The following is a 16,617-nucleotide window of genomic DNA, read 5'->3' on the forward strand; positions in this document are numbered from 1 at the left end:
CCTTCTAAGATTGTGGCAGGCTGGCGGTCGCGAGCTGCGTCGCAAGCGTGAGGAACACCGGGGAGAATCGAATCTCCCCGCTTTGAATGTTCCATAGGTCCGTGACTCCGACCACGATCGTCCCCACCGCGAGATCGGTGTCGAGCTTGGCTTCGGACACCCCTGCCCCGAGTAGATACCCCTTCACGGCAAGCAGCTTTTGACGGAGTACCCCGTCGAATCCGGTACTCGCAAGCGGGATATTCAGGCCGGTCTTGCATTCCGCAAGCAATTCGGCTTCGGTCATGGTAGACCCGCTCCTTATCCCTTCTTGATAATGACCACGCCGTTCGGATCGATGAGCTTGCCGTCCGCGATCAGGATCGCTTTGTCCACCCATTCGTTCGTGTCGTGGTCAAAGTATCGAAACATCGTCATTTGCAAGTTCGAATTGATCCCGTAGTTCCGCAAGTTACAGTAAATGGCCACGACATCGCCGGTCGCAGCGTCATCATAGGGCGTGATGACGTCATCTTCGACCTCGATGACTTCTTTCCCACCAAATCGACCCTGCGGTCCTTCCGTGATGCCGTAGTTCACGCGACCGATCGGCTGGCCTTGCGCATCCACCATCCCATTGATGTACGCCTCGAATGTGCCCGACGCCATCAGGAACGTCGCGCCCGCTTTGTAGGCCAGCGGCATTTTGGCGAACACTTTCTTGGACCATCCGTCCCAGCTCGAAAATTCCTCGGCGGACAAGGTGACTTTTTGTGCGGTTGGAACACGAGTGTCGACCGTGATGCCCAGCATCTTGCCGGTCCCGTTTGCTTTGATGACGGCCATGTCTATCGCTTGAATCATGGCTTCCACGATCAGGTCCGTGATCGTCGTCTCGAATCCCTCCAGCGTCACGGTGCTTGCAAGGAGCGAGATCGATACCTTGCATTCCAGGCCGTAGTAGCTGAACGACACCTTGGTGTTTGCTTGGACCTTTTGCTTGTCCGACGGCGTCGCTTCGCCGATCCAGGTCGCGACCGGCTTCAAGGACAAGATCGGAATTTCTACGCCACCCGGCACGTTCAGCTTCCGGACCCGGCTGTATACTTGCCCATACACGGTCAATCGCCGGATGACCTCATTCAGGATCGTGGTCGGGATCACAGCCGAAACATCTGTGGTCGTGGTCATGGCGTTTGCACGCAGCTCCGGGAGGATTTGCCCGGTTTTGGCGAAGGCCATGAACGCTTTCCGGTATTCAAGAGTCCCGAAGAATTCATCCGGTTCTTGCGCCCGCTGCTGACCCTGGCCTTGGCCCGCCGCTCCGACCCCATAGCTGCCCATAATATGGGTAGCGCCGACAGGCGATGACCCGCGCTGTTCCGGTTGGGAGGTTGTTTGACCGCGCTGTTCAGTCTCGCTCTCGTCATCCGGCATAGCATCCGTGATGCTGCGCAGCTCGGCGATCTCCGCGTTCAAAGCCTCCAGTTCCGCATTAATGCTTCGGAGTTCTTCCACGGTCGTGGCGGCGTTCGCTTTCGTCCCGAGTTCGGCCTTGCGTGCTTCTTTCTTGCGGAGCATTTCGAGCAGTTTCTTCTTGTTCATGTGGTTCACCTTAACCCTTCATCAGAATTTGATTTTTGAGACGCAGCAGTTCGAGCTCGCTTTTCGAGTTATCCAACTGAGACCGGGCGTTCTCCAACGCTGTTCGCGCATTATCCAATGCGTGTTGGTCACGAGCATTTATGTCAGTTCCCGTATAGGCCGGGAAGTTGACCGCAGACACTTCGATTACTTTCGTAATGCGCTGAATACGACGGGTAGGGATTTCCGAATCCAGGTCTTCCCACTTCTCATCACCGACGTAAAAAATAAAAGACATCCCGTCGATGTCTTCTCGCTTGACCGAACTATGGAGCGCCTTCGCTTCGGCATTGTTCTCACTATCCAGACTAGCGCGGATATATAAACCGACATCATCGGTCCGCAGCTGCATGGTGCTGTTGCCGTTGTTGCGTCGGCTGCGGGCCAACGGGATTTTGCGAAGGTCATGATTAACACTGAACAAAACGTCATCAAAATTGCAGCCGTCGAACGCGCCGCGCTCGATGATCTCGTAAAACCATCCGCCGATGTTCGTTTTCTGGTCGTAGACGGCTGGATGCCCTTCAATGTAATTGCCATCGTCCACCGCTCGGAGATCAACCAACCCGAAACTACGCTTGACGGGTTCCTCGCGGCCCGGCAGTTTAATTGGCTTGCTCATCGCTCTTTCCTCCATTCGTGCTCCGCCCCATTTGATAGGCGTTCGCGAGATTGACGTCGATATAGTTTAGCGACATGGTTCGCCGGTCCCCACCCTCGATCGGCGGATACCCAAGCAATGCGAGCTTTTGGTTGTCGCTTAAAAGCCCTTGTTCGCCTGCCGTCTTGAGCAGGTTCAGTTTGGCGGTCGTGCTAAGGTACATCATGTCTTTTTGATAAAACACGATTTCATTGCCCATATCCAGCTCCCGAGCCGTGAAGATCGTCTTCGAAAACGCTTGGGCCAGTCCGATGACGAGCGGTTCCAACGTGTTCTCATAAAACGCTTGGTACTGCTCGTCGGAATAATCGCGGGAGAGGATCGCAAGCGACACCCCGTACCATTCCAAGACGTTGCTTTTGAGGAATGCAAGCGTGTCCTTGTCCACGAATTTGGGGTCGAGATTGAGCGGCGTCAGTTCTCCCTTGAGATCGATCGGGAGAATGCCGGAATCACCAGATTGCAGCAGCTTCTCGAATCGTTCCCGCTCCGCTCGCTGCCCTTCATCGTTCATCATGGTGTTTATTTTCAAGACGCCACGAATCGACAGGCTAGTCTTGATCCCTTTTTCGAGCCCTTGCAACACGGCATCATTGATTTGCAGCACTTTAAGTAGCGCGGCATTATCTGGCTGGCCATTCAGCCCGCCGCCCATGATGTCGTTCACGGAAAACTTCTTCCGGATGTGGATCACATCCGAATAGGGGAACGTAAAGCTGTCCCCGGAACGAAAGTACAGTTTCACGAACAAGGTCCCCCGTTCGTCTTGCAGAAAGTCCACCTGATACGGATTGAGCGGATAGAACCCGGTATAGGTCCGTGACTCGGTTCCGTTGGCCGCTTTCGTGTACTCGTAGGTCGGGTAAATGAACACGTTATAGTTCAGGTACAGCAGCCAAACCAGTTTCTCCAGGAAATCGCGGGTACTCATGATCTCGTTCGGCGCGAACTTGAACAGCCGGTTTAATGGTCCCTTCGGTACCGTCTGCATCCCGCTCCCATCCACCCGGATATGGCGCGGCTGCAACTTGCTGATCTCCGTTGCGATGATGTCGATGCAGTTTTGCACGATGTCCGACGCATAAATGTCCTGCCCGAATTGCGAGAATATGGGAACGTAGCCGTTCAAAATCTTTGCTCGCACGAACTCCTTACCCTTGCTCACGAACCCCTTCAGGCTTTGCAATAAGGCCAATTCTGTTTCACCCCTTTCGTCCAACCAGGGTCAGAAACTCCGATCGGTTGTCAATATAAATTCGGTAGGCAATGATGATCGTCACCGCGCCGTCGATCTTCTTGTCTTCCTTCCCCTCGACTTTCACTGGCATGATCTCCAGCTTGTTGTTGATATTGAGCGCCGTGTTCTCCAGACAATAACGGTCAATCGGGTGATTGTTGTAGTTGATCAACTTGCTTTTCAGGTCGGCCTCGACGAGCTTCATCGGCTCGCTCATGCTGCCCCAATCCTGATTGACCCGTTGCATGTCGAACCCGTGGTCCTCCATCTCCTTGACCCAATACACCGCCGACCACTTGTCATATCCGACCTTGAAAAACCGGATGCCGAACTCCTTGTACAGCCGAACGAACCAGGCCGTCACATGCCGGAAGTCGTTTTCGTTTCCGTCGGAAACCGTGATCAGGTCATCCCGCAGCCATTGTCCGAACCGGTCGCGCTCCTCACGGTTGAGGTTGTCGAGCTTGGATTGTGGAATGAAGTAGCGCTGCACCGTGAACTTCTTGTTCCCTTTCATGAGCAGCGCCCGCGCACACGCAAGGTCGCCGGATTTGGAGAGATCCACCGCGCCGATCGCGAAGCCGTCCCGGAAGTCCTCCAGGTCGAACGTCTCGTCGTTGACCAAATCCTCTTGAAGCAGCCAGGCCGTCGCATTGTTCTGCTTGATGTTGAAGTCCTTGGCCAACATAAAAATCCGCTCGGCCTTGTCTCGCTGGGCCTTACGGATTTGGTCTTTCAGGTATTTCGGTTTTTTGATGAGCCCCAAGCTCGGGTTCGATTTCTGCCAAGACTTCTCATCTTGCCAAATCTCTTGCTCATTGTCTTGGGTGTACAGCCATGTCAAAAGCGTCTCGTCCTCGACTTCCTTCGCGAGTACCGCCCGGCCATACTTGAGCTCATTATCCAAGTAGCCGCCATTGACGAATCCCTCCGTCGTGATGTTGATAAACCACGGCTCGTCCTTCGTCGATTGCGATTGGTCGATGGACTTCGCGATTGTGTTGTCCTTCATCTCGTTGGACTCGTCCAGGATCGCGCCGTCGATGTTCCGCCCCTCTTTGTTGCGGGTTCGGTCGGAAATCTTGAACACCTTGCTCTTGTTCTTCGTGTTGTAAATGCCCTGGAGATTCTTATGGGTTCGCTTGTCCTTCGGATCGAACTGCTGCCGCATGTGGCCGATTTCCTCGAAGATAATCGAGGCCTGGGCATCATCGTTGGAGGAACACACGATGTCGTTGCCGCCATGGCCACACATGAGTTCAGTCAGGCCCAAGGCCGCGCAAAGGGTCGACTTTCCGTTCTTTCGGGCAATCAGCAAGATCGCTTTCTTGAACCGGCGCAACTTCTTCTTGGGCGGGGCCTCTCCATAATAATTCCGATACCCCTCGTCGCTCCACTTGAACGAATAGAAGGCCTCGATGAATGCTTTCTCCCACAGCTCCAGCAGGAACGGCTTGCCATAGAACGGGCTCTTGGTATGCTTACAAAACCGCTCGACGAACATGATCCGGAAGTGGGCATCCGCTGTATCGTAGACGAAAGCGGGACTATCCAAGTCCGCGATAAGGTTCTCAAGCTGCTGGATCAACTCGGCCCCGGCGATGATCTCCCCGTTTTGAATCGCCTGCCTGTATTCGAGAAGGTAACTATGACCCTTTTCGGGATTCTCGCATGAATTCTTCAAAATCATCCTCACCCTCGAATCCGTTCTTGCTCAGGACGCCGTTCAGCGTCTTGATGACCACGGCATAAGAGTTTAGGTTTTTCAGGTATTGCTTGGCGGCTTCGGTTGTTCGCTGGAGGTTCGGATTCGTCGGATGGATTTGAACGGTCCCCGTCTTGTCGATCGCTTCCCGTAATACATGGTTGTCCGCAGCCAAAAAGGCCGCATCCTTGATCAAGCCCTCCACCAATTTCGCTTGGGCAGGGTCCACTTCTCGGAAGATCTCCTCCAGCTTCGCCAGCTCATTCCGGTACACGTCCGATTTCGTCAACGGAAAATCGCCTCGCTCGATTTTCAAAATTTTTGGTTCGTGTGAAATTTGCCTTCCCCCTACGGTACCCACGGCATCGCAAGTATTTCTTGACCGGGGGGTGGTCAAATAAAAAAAAGCACCCGATAGGTGCCCTAGTAATATTTTAAGAATGTTTCTGTCTTCCTGAGTTCAGCTTCGACTTTTTTTATTCTGTTAAACAAACTCTCCAGGACATCATCAAAATTCGAAACTAGCTTTATGGTTGGGAATTTCTCATTAACAATTGAAATCATCATCATATACCCAATGCATGTATCCGCAATCCACCACATTCTCATTTTTGTAATATCGCTGTGTTCCTTGTCAAAGAAAAAAATTGTTGCTTTCCCATCTTCTTTGAAAAGATCAGTGTTGTAAAATGAGGGAAGGATGTTACCATGTACTGAAAATTTGTTGATGCTCTCCTTAATGTTCTTTATTTTTTCGCTTTGTTCAGGCAGAATTTTATTCAACCAGTTGTACGAATCAGATAATGCTTTAGTTGGTAATACTGTACCATCCCCTAAATATTTACTAAAATACTTTTCCTCTCTAAACTCCATGCTGTACAAGGATAGGCAAATAGTTTCAAGCGTGTACCGAAGCATCATGCTTGTTTGAATATCATGCCTTCGAAGCGTTGATAGAATTGCAAGCTGAAGGCTTTTTTGAATTTGAGCTAAAAAGCCAAGGAAAATCCAACAATCTGCATTTGTCTCATAGTGGAATCGCCATAAGAATCTGATGCAAGAATTAGCAACATCAAAAAACTCCCCATATTCGTACTCGGCTATGGAAACAAGTCTTGCTTCTTCAAATGCCAAATCAGTGACATTAAACATACTTTCACCCCCACCACATATGTTCTATACGTTGGCGGTGATTCCTGTTCAATCTACACTATAAGTTTCGAACCACTTCTCGATGAATACCCGCCATTCATCCTTTCTGTATTGCCGCTCCCCGTCCACATCCAAACGCCGCAAACATTCTTCTCGGCTGATGTTGCAGAAGATGAGTTCCGCCCCAAGCTCCGATGCCAATCGCTGACGCTTAAACCGATCCGCATAGCCCCCGATGATCCAGGCACTTCGCCACTTCCCAAACCGTGTCTTGATGTTGTCAATCAGCTGATTGTGGATGCCGATCACGTTACTGAATAACCCGTCTAGTTTATCGTAGTAAGGCAGCATCGAGACAGCAGCATATAGCCGATCCATATCCACGACGAGATCGCCCCTAGCCATATGGTGACGAACATAGTCGGCCTTTCCTGACAGCGGCGGACCGTACACGATGAACACGCCCGCCTCTTTCTTATAGCCGAACCGGTTGTGTATTTCATTGTGGCAATCATGGTGAACGACCATCACATTCGCGGGATTCAGCGAGATCATCGGATCGTGAACATTCTCAGGAGTCAGTTCGGTAATATGATGCAACGTGAGCTCCTTCGAGTTAGTCACACGTTGTCCACAATGTTCACACTTCAACCCGCGCTCGATGATGATGACCATTCGAAAGTTCTGCCATGCTTCGCTTGTATAGAACGCATGGAGGATTGCGTACTTGGCCACATCACCACTCCTTAGCTGCCAAGATTTTGTTCTCCCGATTCAATCGCTCGATCCGCGCCCGTGTTTCTTCGGCGGTTAGCTCACGCGCCTCGATCTTGCAAAGCAGTTCGATGCATTTTAGCTTCTTGTCCTGGATACTGGTCAACGCATTCTCGATCGCAAGAATACGTTCGAGCTTTTGACTCGTCTTGACGGTTCGCTCAGTCTCCTTCATCACCGTCTCGCGTCGAGGCCCATTTTTCAAGAAGCCTTCTTCATCGAATTGTGGTATATCCCCGATTCCTTCAACAACCTCCGTGAATGCCTCGCTCTTGGTGGAAATGCTGGACGCATCCCATCCTTCCAAAATGCGGGCTCGGAGTTGGAGCATTCGCCGTTCCCGCAACTCCAGGAATCGAAGATGGTTCTCGACTTGTCTCACTGGATCGGTTTCGACGAATAAGAGCTTGGCTTGCTCCTCGGGGTCAAGCACATCTTCCCAGATAGTCGAGTAAAGTCCCGTCTTGAACGCATTCTGGTTTTTCAGCGGAGCGCCGCCGCCCTTGTTCCCGATGGCATTCTTATTTCCTTTCGGAGCTCCTCGCCGACGTGGACCCGGATCGGGCCGTTCTTCCCAATTCCCTTCATGCTTCCACTTGCGGATCAGTTCCGGCTTCACGCCAAGCTCACGTGCAATAGAAGCAAGTTTTCGCGTTCTGCCACCCTCACACCAAAGCTTAAAAGCTTGCTCGCGAAGAGGGCTTTTTTCTCGCGCCATTACATTTCACCTCACCCCCAAAATGGTCTAGGAAAATCGGATCGAATGACGAATTGAGTTTGACCAGTACACTTTGACCTTCTGACCAAAACCGTTACTATTGAAACCGGCTATTTGCAGCTGATCGGCCTCCACAATTTCCACTAATTCTTGGCAGTAGAGTGAAACATAACACTGATTCTGTTACACTCGGACGAACGAAGAAATCCGATAAAGTCAAGCTTTTTTTGCTTCGCTTCTTTGAGTGTAACAATGACCGGATTATGTATAACTCAAACCTCGAATTGCGGCATCCATGGCGTCTTGGGTAAGCCCCAAATATAGCAATGTGGTGGTCATATCCTCATGTCCGAACATCTTCATTAGTAACGCTAAGTTTGTAGGATCGTCCATGTAGAGATGGTATCCCCACGTCTTTCGAAGTGAGTGTGTCCCGATCTGCTGCACCCCAAATCGCCGGGCCACCTTGTTCAACATACGGTAAGCCGTTACCCGGCTGATCGGTTCCCCGACCGCTCCGGTGATCGTCTTCCGCTGCCTGCTGGCGAATAAATATTCGTCATCATCCATTCCCTCGATGAAGCGGCGAAGATCCTCTGCAATGTCCGGATGAATGATAAACATCTTTTGTTTGCGCCTTTTCTTGAGCCGGGACTTGATTTTCTCGGGTACATACACGACATGTAGCTGATCCCGAACATCCCGAACCCTTAACTTCAGCAGGTCCGAAACCCGGAGACCACTATGGACACCCATTCCGAAGAAAATATAGTCCCTCTCGTTCGTGAGTTTCAGGTACAGGAGGATTTGTTCGACAATCGACTTGTCGCGGATCGGCTGGACAACGTTCATCCGACAGCTTAACCTCCTCCCTTATACAGGTCGGCTTTGGACAAAATTGCTTCACGCCATCGAACCTACCCCATATGCACCCGACGCACTTCATCGGTTGTTCCGCTCGCTCTCGAACTCTTGGTGTCGTGTAAAAAACGTTCATGTCGATCACCATCCCCGCAAAAAAGTGGTATGCGGCAACGCATAGCAGAAGCTACGCGCTCCAGCCTAACACTTGTCGCAAAGTAAAAAGAGAGCCGACATACGGCTCTCTCGCTTCATAGTGGGGCATCGAACCCCGCCTCACATCACACCATCGACGCTAATCGTCTAAGGATGGTTCTCGTATCCATCCCACAGCATGACCGAGTGTCTACGTGATAAGGGGTACAGTAGACCATCCCCGAACCGAAACATTCTCGGTTCCTATGGGTTCTACTGTACCGCGCGGGTCCGGACATTTTGTGGTCATGCTTGAGACATGATTGGGACATAAAATGGACATTTTTACTCGATGTATAGCAGCGTGTTAGCGACCGACTCGATTCCCTCAAGGATTTTGCGGTCGATCGTCTTGTCGGAGTAGTTCCACGATGCGAATTTCATTAGGGTTGCCGCCCTGGAATTGCCCTCCAGGAAACGGAATTCGATGATTCGCCTTACCTGCTCGTCAAGGATTTGACCGACCGCGCGTTCAACGGTCTTGGTCTCACGTGTCGATAAAGAAAGTGCCATCCTTTGTTTGTCTGAATCTGGCGGGTTCTTGATTAGATCGTCCTTTAACCGCTTATGTTTTTTATAGCTGCTCAGTATGACTCTAGCTCGCGCAATGTCATCAGCAGTTGCGGTGGGAAACAGATCCTTAATGCTCACCGACATCATTCCCCTCACCCTTTCACTTTGTGGTACAATGAAATAGTGAGAACAACCATTCGCCCCCGGTGTCCTATCCCCATAGGCCGGGGGCCTTTTCGTGGTTCGCTTGTCCTACAAAATCGAGCCTTGTTTTTCCATTATGTGGGTGTTACGCTTTATTCATCCGGTGCTCACCGCCGGATCAGAAAGCCTTTAGGGAAAGAATCCCAGGGGCTTTTTATTGTTTAGTCATTTCCCGTTATGCTTGTCGCTTTTTCGGCGTTGGTTTTTTTGTGGTAGCCATGCTTTCTTCTTTCTTCATCTTTTTGATTTCTGCAAGCTGTTCATCGGAGTAACCACGATACTTTACTATACACCTTCCATCCTGGAGCTCGTGGAGGACGGCCTCGTATTTCTTTTGTTTTTCCACTAATACTTGATGAGCTATACTTTTTTTGAAGGCGTGGGTTTGGTACCACCCACGGTCAACGCCTGAATATGCGCTCATTCCTCTCGCCACTCCCTTCGCAATACATCTATCAGTTATAGCGCGGGCCTTATGGCCCCGGATAATACACATCGACGTGATCCACATCAGCAATGATCGTCGCGCCGGTAGCGTACAGTCTGAACAGGAAGTCGTCAAATCCGTGGAATCCGCGGAGTATATTCTTTTTGTCCAATTCCTGCTCCTTGATTTTTGGGCCGATCATACGACCGCCCTTCGAATGGTCTTTTTCATCAAACCATTCGATACGGAAATGATAATCGCAGCTGTATTTGTGTTCTCCTTCATCTGGATGAATGTACACGTAAGACCATGCAGAGAAGTTGTCGTCATATTCGAATGTGATTCGGGAACCCCACTTTTCATCATCCTCGTTCGCTTCCGCTTTCATCTTTTCGATGATCTCCGACAGTTTCCATTCTGATTTTTCGAGTGGTGAGAGCAACTTAATCATATCCTCCCGGATGCGATTAATACCTTCCGTCTGAACGACGTTATCTAACGTTTCCTTGATCGATTCAATAACAAGCACGTTGTAACCAGGAATCGTAAGATTATCGAGATCGACGGCTAGAGATTTCTCGATGTGCGCCTGCAATTCTTTTTTGAAAGTGCTGCGGTATCCGCCGAATGTCTCGTCGACGATCTCCTTGATTGCCTTCTCAAGTGTCTTTCGGACCATACCCTTAACCGTTCCGTCTGCCACTAGCTCCGTCAATGCTTCGTTTACTGCCACGTTCAAATCCATTTCCTATTCCTCCCGTATTCTTTAATATTCAGCGAATGTTAATCAGAACATTGCTAATTGTGTGTGTGCAGCTGCTAGTGCTTCCGGCATTCGATCGGGTTTTAACTGTAGGGCGAGTAGTCCCCCTTTGGTCTCCCCTGCATACTCAAAACCGGACTTCTGCCAGGTGTAACCCCATGTCGCTTGGCCACGAACCATTGTAGGTTTCACCTTGCTGCGGTCGATGAACGTTACCATCCCGAGTTCCGGCGGGTCCCCATAGTAAGCACGTGTAGCTGCTACGGCTTGGGTAATCATTTCACTCGCAACCCCTGCTCCTTCATTCCGGAAAGCTGAACACATCCATGCTCCTGCCCATTCGTGCATGACGTATTCCGCAAACGGCCATGATGTAACCCAAAAGGCGCGTCCACTTCTTGTTTCAGCGTAAAGAACTAGGCAACGTCCAGGAGGGACAAATTGAGCCGAACCTATTTTCTGCCGATTATAATGCCTATCCGCGATGAGTCTTGCTTTCATATCGGCTCTATTCGATAGTTCCCAGATCATTCTGTCGTCCTCCTCATGTCCTTCCGTATTCACGAATGTTCGTTTCGAAAGTGTGCCCCGCGATCCTTTTCTAGCTCCTGTTCATAAAGCTTTTCCCAATACCTTTCTTCCTGACGAACCTTGAGCTTGACATATGGTTTCATGATGGCTTTTGGTAAGAGGGATAGGGGACAGAATTCTAAATGATCTCGGTGTAATGTGCATCCGGCGTCCCATTCGCCCCAATAGTCGACGTTTTCCCAGAATGCCGGGCATTTTTCGCAACGCTTGCCGGTAATGTCGTGGAATTTTTGCGTTGCCAAGGAGACGGCATCTTTTATTGCTTCGATCAATGAAAACCCTCCTCATGTCCTTCCGTATTCAGTCGGTGTTCATTCCACATAACCCTGCAGAGCACGATAGGCTTCGTAGGTTTTCCCTTCGGTCAGGAGCTGTATTGCTCTGCCGTGTACCTTCTGCATCGCCAGCACAATCCGATAAAGCCCCTTGACTCCAATCCTCTCGGCCTCCGTGTCAATCTCTGCTTGATCAGCCTCATACTTGGATTTCCAAGCCGCCTCCGTTTCTTGCTGAAACTTTAGCAGCTCCTCTTTGTGATTTTCAAAGCCCTCGGTTTCAGCCAAATCAAAACACGGATCGTTAAGCCAATCTTGTTTTAACCGCTCAATTTCTTGGGCTGTCTTCATCCTTTTCACTCCTCATGTACTTACGTATTTAAATGGTTTAGCATCAAGAGCCTTGTTTCCAATAAAATCCTGGAATATAATTCGATTTATAGATTCGTCATTAAAAGGAGTGACCACTAGTGGCACATAGGAACAAAAATGTTGAAAGTTATTTTAACTGGGTCAATGAACAACCTAGGTATAGAAACATCGAAACTAATGAAATCGTTCAATTTGGCGGATCGACATTTGACGTAGATACCGGTAAACGAGGTGTGATGATCTTTAGCGATGATGATGTTGCTATGGATATCCCTTTTGCAGAATTTGAAAGTAAATACGTCAAGGTTGAATCGCCGCTCGAAGGGACGAATTGAAATGAACAATGTAAAAGTCGTCACTGATATTCTCCAAGAATTACGAATTGCATCGAGAATAATTAAGTCTGAGGAAGATCTGAAAACAACCATGCGCAAGTACGACATGCTTTTTGTTGGTGAAAAGTTCAACACCATTTACGCCCGCGAATTGCGCCATTGCCTTGACAAAGTCTTCGAGAAACAAATCGCTATGCCCGATTTATTAGAACTTATTCCTGATGTTTGTAGTGTCCTCGGAATGAAGATAGAGGCCATGACATTCGTTGACGATCCCGAAAGAAAACTTGCCGATTACCAGATCACTCTCTTTTAATAAAGGCATCTGCGGCCGGTTCACCGATCGGTTCAAGTCCGAATTTGGCGCGGGCTTGGTTCGTCGTCATTTCGCCTTTTTTAATCGAACCCAACACTTCCGCCGCCATTGCGGCGGATTCCTTTTTTTCTTCCATACCTCTCATGCCTCCTGTATTGTTCATTTTGTTGTATCAGCCGATTTTTCCGCCTTTTCTTAACAGACAAGCGTTAAGGAATACCCCGAACAGCCGATTATCCCACGAACATATCCCATCTTCTAAATCAAATCCCTTAGCGCCGTTATACAAATTCATAGCGGCCAGAACAAGACGCCTTGCCCCACCAGACAATCCTGCGAATCGTTCTCCTCCAGTAATCATGTCTCCATGCTCATCCACATTCTTGAAGTCCCGACGATAGTAGGAACCATCCTTCGAATAATCCCATTCGTCATGTTCTCCCACTTTCACTGTTTCATAGTCGTAGCACCATGAAAATAGCCATTCAAGTTGATTCGGGTCCCCTACATGATTAAAAACGTCTGGTAATGCTACGATGTATGCTGCCGCTCGGTAATCGCTTGCCTTCTCAATTTGTGGGTATTTCTCTCTTAATTTTATAAAATGGGCTTTATGTTCAACGCTTGTAAATTGCACGGTGTTTTTCACCATTTCCTTACACGCTCCTATAATTTTTGATTAGTGCAGCTGCAAGCCCATCCCCCTACGAATTTTCAGGATTCAGAGCGCCGAGTGATTCTAAAGCGAGGTTTACATGTGCGATTGCTTGGGACGTGGACTCGATTTCTGTTTCGTCCCGATTGTTCGTAATCAGATACAAATGGGCGTTCTGTGCCTTTTCCTTTGCTTTGCACAGCGTGTTGATAAGGTCATTTTTTCTAGCAAGATCGTGTTTGCTCATTTGTCAGCACCTCATTCTGATTATTTGATTTCCGTCTTACCCACGCGAAAACTCGACCGATACGTCCCGGATCTTCGATGATGTATGCAAAGCCCTTCGGAACATACTCGGCAGGCCAGATCCGCAAGCGGCCATACTCGGTATTGACGTAATCTCGCTTGGCGATATCAGATAGCGGGCAAACCATGAGCCGAAGACGGCTGAGGTCCACGCCGCTCCCTATTCGCATATGTGGCCTTAGAGCGTCGTGAATTAATTGCAGCGCCTTCTCGTTCATACACCAAGCCCCTGTTCGAGCAGTACCTGATTCAGCACCAATTTACTGATCCCAGCACGCCGAGCGAGTTCGGATCGTGGGAATTTTCCGTAATTATTGACGATGTACAACATTTTGCCGCGAGGAATGGTCGTGTTGATCGTTATGGATTCCGCCTGTTCCCTCGCCGGTTCAGCGATAAGGTAGGTCTGAGCAAGGGCCTTATACACTCCCTTACGAACCCGAGCAATAGCCTGTTTGTCGATAAGCACCTCAACGGTGCGCTGGATGTGATAATCAGAAACGCCATAACGTTGCAGCAGCCTGATAAGCTCGGATTTTGAAACTTCTCCCGAACCTTGTTTTATGGCATCGAACACCCTTGCTTGATGCTCCGTTAACACCATTAGAATCCAACCTCCTCACCAATCCAATTGGGCAAGCAATTCGATGATCTCGTTTCGATATTGTGCAAAATACTGCCGTTTCGCGGCTTCGAAGTCCTCCGGTTTGTCCCATACCCCATATGGGGCAAGTACCGGATCGAACTTAATACCATTGTGGGTCCAGCGGACCGTTGTTCCAAAGGCCCGTAGATACCACAACCTGACGGCTAGGACCTTGGATATTTCGCGGTCCTTGATCTGGATCGCCAACCGGATAAGCCGTCTCCAGTGATGTGTATCCCTAGTAAGGTCGGGCCGGGGGTCGTCGAGTAAACAATCAAATGGGGTTCCCATCACCTGTCACCATCCCGCCGATTGCTCTGTGAATCCAATTTACGAGCTCTCGCAAGCATGATTTGGATTTCCTCGTCCGTAGGCGGTGGCCCTTGAGGCACATCTGAGATTATGGCGATTTTAGGTTTACCGCTGGGTGTTCGATCCGACTTGGCATTTTTATGCACCGGCGGTATCGGTTTCTTTTCTTGTGCCATCTGGATAGCTAAATCTTTGAATTTATTTCGAAGCTTTGAAGCGCTCAGTATATTTGATTTCCAGAAATGATGTGAGGTTGACCAGTCAATAACATCGCGTATGAGTGCTTTATCCACCTTGTCTAGTTCAAGAAGCTTGCGGCAATCATCCGCCCATTTTTGCAGATTGGATTTTGCGATTAGGTGTCCAACACCTGATTCCTCTGCATGCTCCATAATTTTTTGATAAAGATAAAGGGCCATTTTGTACGCTGGGGAATCCTCGGGATACGTTTTTGAATCCCGAGGGGGGTCCTGTGGTGGTTTATTCCTTTCTTTTACTTTACTTTTACTTTCCTTTACTTTACTTTGTGTACTTTCAGTAGACGGATTGCCTTCAGTAACTTCGTTTCTGTCATCAGAAACACCATTTCCGGTATCAGAAACTATTTGAGGAACAAGCCGCAATTCGGATTTAATTGCCACTTGTACCCGCTTAGAGGTGGCCATCAGATACCTTTTTTGAATGCCCTTTGAGGTCAATACCATATATTCATCGAACAGTTTCTGGTGGAAGAAACCCCACTTAAAGCATTCATTAACTACGCTTAAAACGGTGTTTATGTCAACATTTACCTTGTTACTGAAAGCATATTGCTCTCGCTCTGTCCAAGTATAGAAGTACCCGTTCTTATAGATTTCTGCCATCAATCGAACAACAATGCCGAATCCAAGCATGCCGTATTTACCAATAACAACAACTAACTTGTCGTCCTGGTCCATGTCGACATCTATAGGGAAATATTCGAGCCCTTCCTTTTTGGGTCTTGCCACTTCCCTTCACCTCACTAGCTCAATCGGAAGCTTGTCCAGCTGGAATATGGGATGTTCCGGCATACTTGTTCATATTTGCTCGCATGCTTGATGATCCCCCTTGTTGACTTCTTGCTCGTACGGTACACTACAAATAAGTGCTGTTTCGTAAACGGGCGCTTGCTGATAGTCACCCTGGCCGGTGGCTATTTCTTGTTCTAAAGTTAAATCCGCCTCTAGTTCGGCGATCGAAGCGCTGACGAAACATTTAGCGGCTTCGAGAACTTCCGGATCGAAGTCAGTTGGAAACTCCATCAATCGGGTTTGGTACGCAAGCAGAATGTTCAGTCGCTGATATGCCTCTACAGGCTTGGACAAATCAAATGTGAGCATTAACGTTCTCCTTTCTTCGTCTCCATTTCATGTTTCTGGATCAGGCGCTTCCGATCTAAACAAAACTCTTCTTCGAGGATGCCCCGGAGGATTGCGGACTTTCCTTCAACATCCATAAGTTCTTGCCAGACACGTACAGCACTTTCGCGTCGCTTCTCGGGATCAAGATGTTTAGCCAAGGTAAGTCCCTCCAGTGCTGTCTCTGCCTCCGCGAGCTCTTTGAGCAGAAGATCCTTTAGAGCAGCCGGGTGTAAGTCAAGGTTCGGTACGTCGCCCAACAGATACGAGATAAAGCCGCCTGTCCGCAGTTCCGCGATCTCCAAAGCAAATTTCCAAGACATTCCGGCCATCTTCGATTCCACTACCGCAGGGATTTCACGTTCGCCGCTTTCGATACGCGATAAGAGTGTACGATCAATCGGAAATTGTTCGGCCAGCTGCTGTTGCGTTAGGTTCTTTTCTTTTCGGTACGATGCAAGGGCTTGTCCAATTGACACTTTCTAATCACCTCCTTTGCAGAGTCTGCACATCAAACTAGTGGTTATGTGACAGGGGCAAGTAGTATGCTTATGTTGTTCACCGATGTCCCTTGCCCGCTTAGTTCATGGCGGGATT

At 49.3% G+C, this 16,617-nt stretch carries 25 protein-coding genes; 2 read left to right on the top strand and 23 right to left on the bottom strand.

Features of this window, described 5'->3' with window-relative positions; all coding sequences use genetic code 11:
• Positions 1-4 precede the first annotated feature (4 nt).
• The 15 genes from ACI5FR_RS08700 to ACI5FR_RS08770 all read right to left on the bottom strand — a co-directional run bounded on the left by ACI5FR_RS08700 (position 5) and on the right by ACI5FR_RS08770 (position 12,050).
• A complete protein-coding gene (locus ACI5FR_RS08700; protein WP_405453131.1) occupies positions 5-286 on the bottom strand; it encodes a hypothetical protein in 282 nt (93 codons plus the stop codon).
• Positions 287-300: 14 nt separating this feature from the next.
• Positions 301-1,584: a phage major capsid protein gene (locus tag ACI5FR_RS08705; protein WP_405453134.1), complete on the bottom strand. Its 1,284-nt coding sequence runs from the start codon at positions 1,582-1,584 to the stop codon at positions 301-303.
• Positions 1,585-1,594: 10 nt separating this feature from the next.
• Positions 1,595-2,245 (bottom strand): HK97 family phage prohead protease, encoded by a 651-nt coding sequence (locus ACI5FR_RS08710; protein WP_405453136.1) that lies wholly within the window; start codon positions 2,243-2,245, stop codon positions 1,595-1,597.
• The gene (locus ACI5FR_RS08715) at positions 2,229-3,479 is read right to left on the bottom strand and encodes a phage portal protein (RefSeq protein WP_405453139.1); all 1,251 of its coding nucleotides are present in this window, start codon (positions 3,477-3,479) and stop codon (positions 2,229-2,231) included. Before ACI5FR_RS08715 ends, ACI5FR_RS08710 begins: the two co-directional genes overlap by 17 nt.
• A 7-nt stretch (positions 3,480-3,486) precedes the next feature.
• On the bottom strand, positions 3,487-5,205 hold the full coding sequence (locus ACI5FR_RS08720) for a terminase large subunit (protein ID WP_405453142.1): 1,719 nt from the start codon (positions 5,203-5,205) through the stop codon (positions 3,487-3,489).
• Positions 5,168-5,515, bottom strand: coding sequence for a hypothetical protein (locus tag ACI5FR_RS08725; protein ID WP_405453145.1), 348 nt, complete (start codon positions 5,513-5,515; stop codon positions 5,168-5,170). The genes ACI5FR_RS08720 and ACI5FR_RS08725 overlap by 38 nt, the downstream gene beginning before the upstream one ends.
• Positions 5,516-5,649: 134 nt before the next feature.
• Positions 5,650-6,378 carry a hypothetical protein gene (locus ACI5FR_RS08730; RefSeq protein WP_405453148.1) on the bottom strand — a complete coding sequence of 243 codons (729 nt, stop codon included), beginning with the start codon at positions 6,376-6,378 and terminating at the stop codon, positions 5,650-5,652.
• A 48-nt stretch (positions 6,379-6,426) separates the two neighbouring features.
• Positions 6,427-7,053: an HNH endonuclease gene (locus ACI5FR_RS08735; RefSeq protein ID WP_405453707.1), complete on the bottom strand. Its 627-nt coding sequence runs from the start codon at positions 7,051-7,053 to the stop codon at positions 6,427-6,429.
• A 61-nt stretch (positions 7,054-7,114) separates the two neighbouring features.
• A complete protein-coding gene (gene terS, locus ACI5FR_RS08740; protein ID WP_405453151.1) occupies positions 7,115-7,870 on the bottom strand; it encodes a phage terminase small subunit in 756 nt (251 codons plus the stop codon).
• Positions 7,871-8,131: 261 nt separating this feature from the next.
• Entirely contained in the window at positions 8,132-8,722 is a 591-nt protein-coding gene (locus ACI5FR_RS08745) for a tyrosine-type recombinase/integrase (RefSeq protein WP_405453154.1), read from the bottom strand.
• Positions 8,723-9,818: 1,096 nt separating this feature from the next.
• Positions 9,819-10,067 (bottom strand): hypothetical protein, encoded by a 249-nt coding sequence (locus ACI5FR_RS08750; RefSeq protein ID WP_405453157.1) that lies wholly within the window; start codon positions 10,065-10,067, stop codon positions 9,819-9,821.
• A 49-nt stretch (positions 10,068-10,116) separates the two neighbouring features.
• Positions 10,117-10,815 carry a hypothetical protein gene (locus tag ACI5FR_RS08755; RefSeq protein ID WP_405453160.1) on the bottom strand — a complete coding sequence of 233 codons (699 nt, stop codon included), beginning with the start codon at positions 10,813-10,815 and terminating at the stop codon, positions 10,117-10,119.
• Positions 10,816-10,857: 42 nt separating this feature from the next.
• On the bottom strand, positions 10,858-11,364 hold the full coding sequence (locus tag ACI5FR_RS08760; protein WP_405453163.1) for a hypothetical protein: 507 nt from the start codon (positions 11,362-11,364) through the stop codon (positions 10,858-10,860).
• 29 nt (positions 11,365-11,393) lie between these two features.
• Positions 11,394-11,696 carry a hypothetical protein gene (locus tag ACI5FR_RS08765; RefSeq protein WP_405453166.1) on the bottom strand — a complete coding sequence of 101 codons (303 nt, stop codon included), beginning with the start codon at positions 11,694-11,696 and terminating at the stop codon, positions 11,394-11,396.
• A gap of 39 nt (positions 11,697-11,735) precedes the next feature.
• Positions 11,736-12,050, bottom strand: a complete 315-nt coding sequence (locus tag ACI5FR_RS08770) for a hypothetical protein (RefSeq protein ID WP_405453168.1) — start codon at positions 12,048-12,050, stop codon at positions 11,736-11,738.
• A gap of 119 nt (positions 12,051-12,169) precedes the next feature.
• On the opposite strand from ACI5FR_RS08770, the gene ACI5FR_RS08775 reads away from it, so the two are divergent.
• Together ACI5FR_RS08775 and ACI5FR_RS08780 are read left to right on the top strand one after the other, a co-directional pair.
• Positions 12,170-12,406, top strand: a complete 237-nt coding sequence (locus tag ACI5FR_RS08775) for a hypothetical protein (RefSeq protein WP_405453170.1) — start codon at positions 12,170-12,172, stop codon at positions 12,404-12,406.
• A 1-nt stretch (position 12,407) separates the two neighbouring features.
• On the top strand, positions 12,408-12,722 hold the full coding sequence (locus ACI5FR_RS08780; protein WP_405453172.1) for a hypothetical protein: 315 nt from the start codon (positions 12,408-12,410) through the stop codon (positions 12,720-12,722).
• On the opposite strand, the gene ACI5FR_RS08785 is transcribed toward ACI5FR_RS08780, so the two are convergent.
• The 8 genes from ACI5FR_RS08785 to ACI5FR_RS08820 form a co-directional block, all read right to left on the bottom strand.
• Positions 12,709-12,858, bottom strand: coding sequence for a hypothetical protein (locus ACI5FR_RS08785; RefSeq protein ID WP_405453175.1), 150 nt, complete (start codon positions 12,856-12,858; stop codon positions 12,709-12,711). The two genes, ACI5FR_RS08780 and ACI5FR_RS08785, sit on opposite strands and share 14 nt — an antisense overlap.
• A gap of 36 nt (positions 12,859-12,894) precedes the next feature.
• Complete coding sequence (locus ACI5FR_RS08790; protein ID WP_405453177.1) at positions 12,895-13,374, bottom strand: hypothetical protein; 480 nt, start codon at positions 13,372-13,374, stop codon at positions 12,895-12,897.
• Positions 13,375-13,601: 227 nt separating this feature from the next.
• Complete coding sequence (locus tag ACI5FR_RS08795) at positions 13,602-13,901, bottom strand: hypothetical protein (RefSeq protein WP_405453179.1); 300 nt, start codon at positions 13,899-13,901, stop codon at positions 13,602-13,604.
• Positions 13,898-14,287 carry a hypothetical protein gene (locus ACI5FR_RS08800; RefSeq protein ID WP_405453182.1) on the bottom strand — a complete coding sequence of 130 codons (390 nt, stop codon included), beginning with the start codon at positions 14,285-14,287 and terminating at the stop codon, positions 13,898-13,900. Before ACI5FR_RS08800 ends, ACI5FR_RS08795 begins: the two co-directional genes overlap by 4 nt.
• A gap of 15 nt (positions 14,288-14,302) precedes the next feature.
• Positions 14,303-14,536, bottom strand: coding sequence for a hypothetical protein (locus ACI5FR_RS08805; RefSeq protein ID WP_405453184.1), 234 nt, complete (start codon positions 14,534-14,536; stop codon positions 14,303-14,305).
• An 83-nt stretch (positions 14,537-14,619) separates the two neighbouring features.
• A complete protein-coding gene (locus ACI5FR_RS08810) occupies positions 14,620-15,630 on the bottom strand; it encodes a DUF4373 domain-containing protein (protein WP_405453187.1) in 1,011 nt (336 codons plus the stop codon).
• A gap of 69 nt (positions 15,631-15,699) precedes the next feature.
• Positions 15,700-16,002, bottom strand: a complete 303-nt coding sequence (locus ACI5FR_RS08815) for a hypothetical protein (protein WP_405453190.1) — start codon at positions 16,000-16,002, stop codon at positions 15,700-15,702.
• A complete protein-coding gene (locus ACI5FR_RS08820) occupies positions 16,002-16,499 on the bottom strand; it encodes a helix-turn-helix domain-containing protein (protein WP_405453192.1) in 498 nt (165 codons plus the stop codon). The genes ACI5FR_RS08815 and ACI5FR_RS08820 overlap by 1 nt, the downstream gene beginning before the upstream one ends.
• Positions 16,500-16,617 lie beyond the last annotated feature (118 nt).

The organism is Paenibacillus sp. HJGM_3 (genome assembly GCF_045062745.1).
Classification (GTDB): domain Bacteria; phylum Bacillota; class Bacilli; order Paenibacillales; family NBRC-103111; genus Paenibacillus_AA.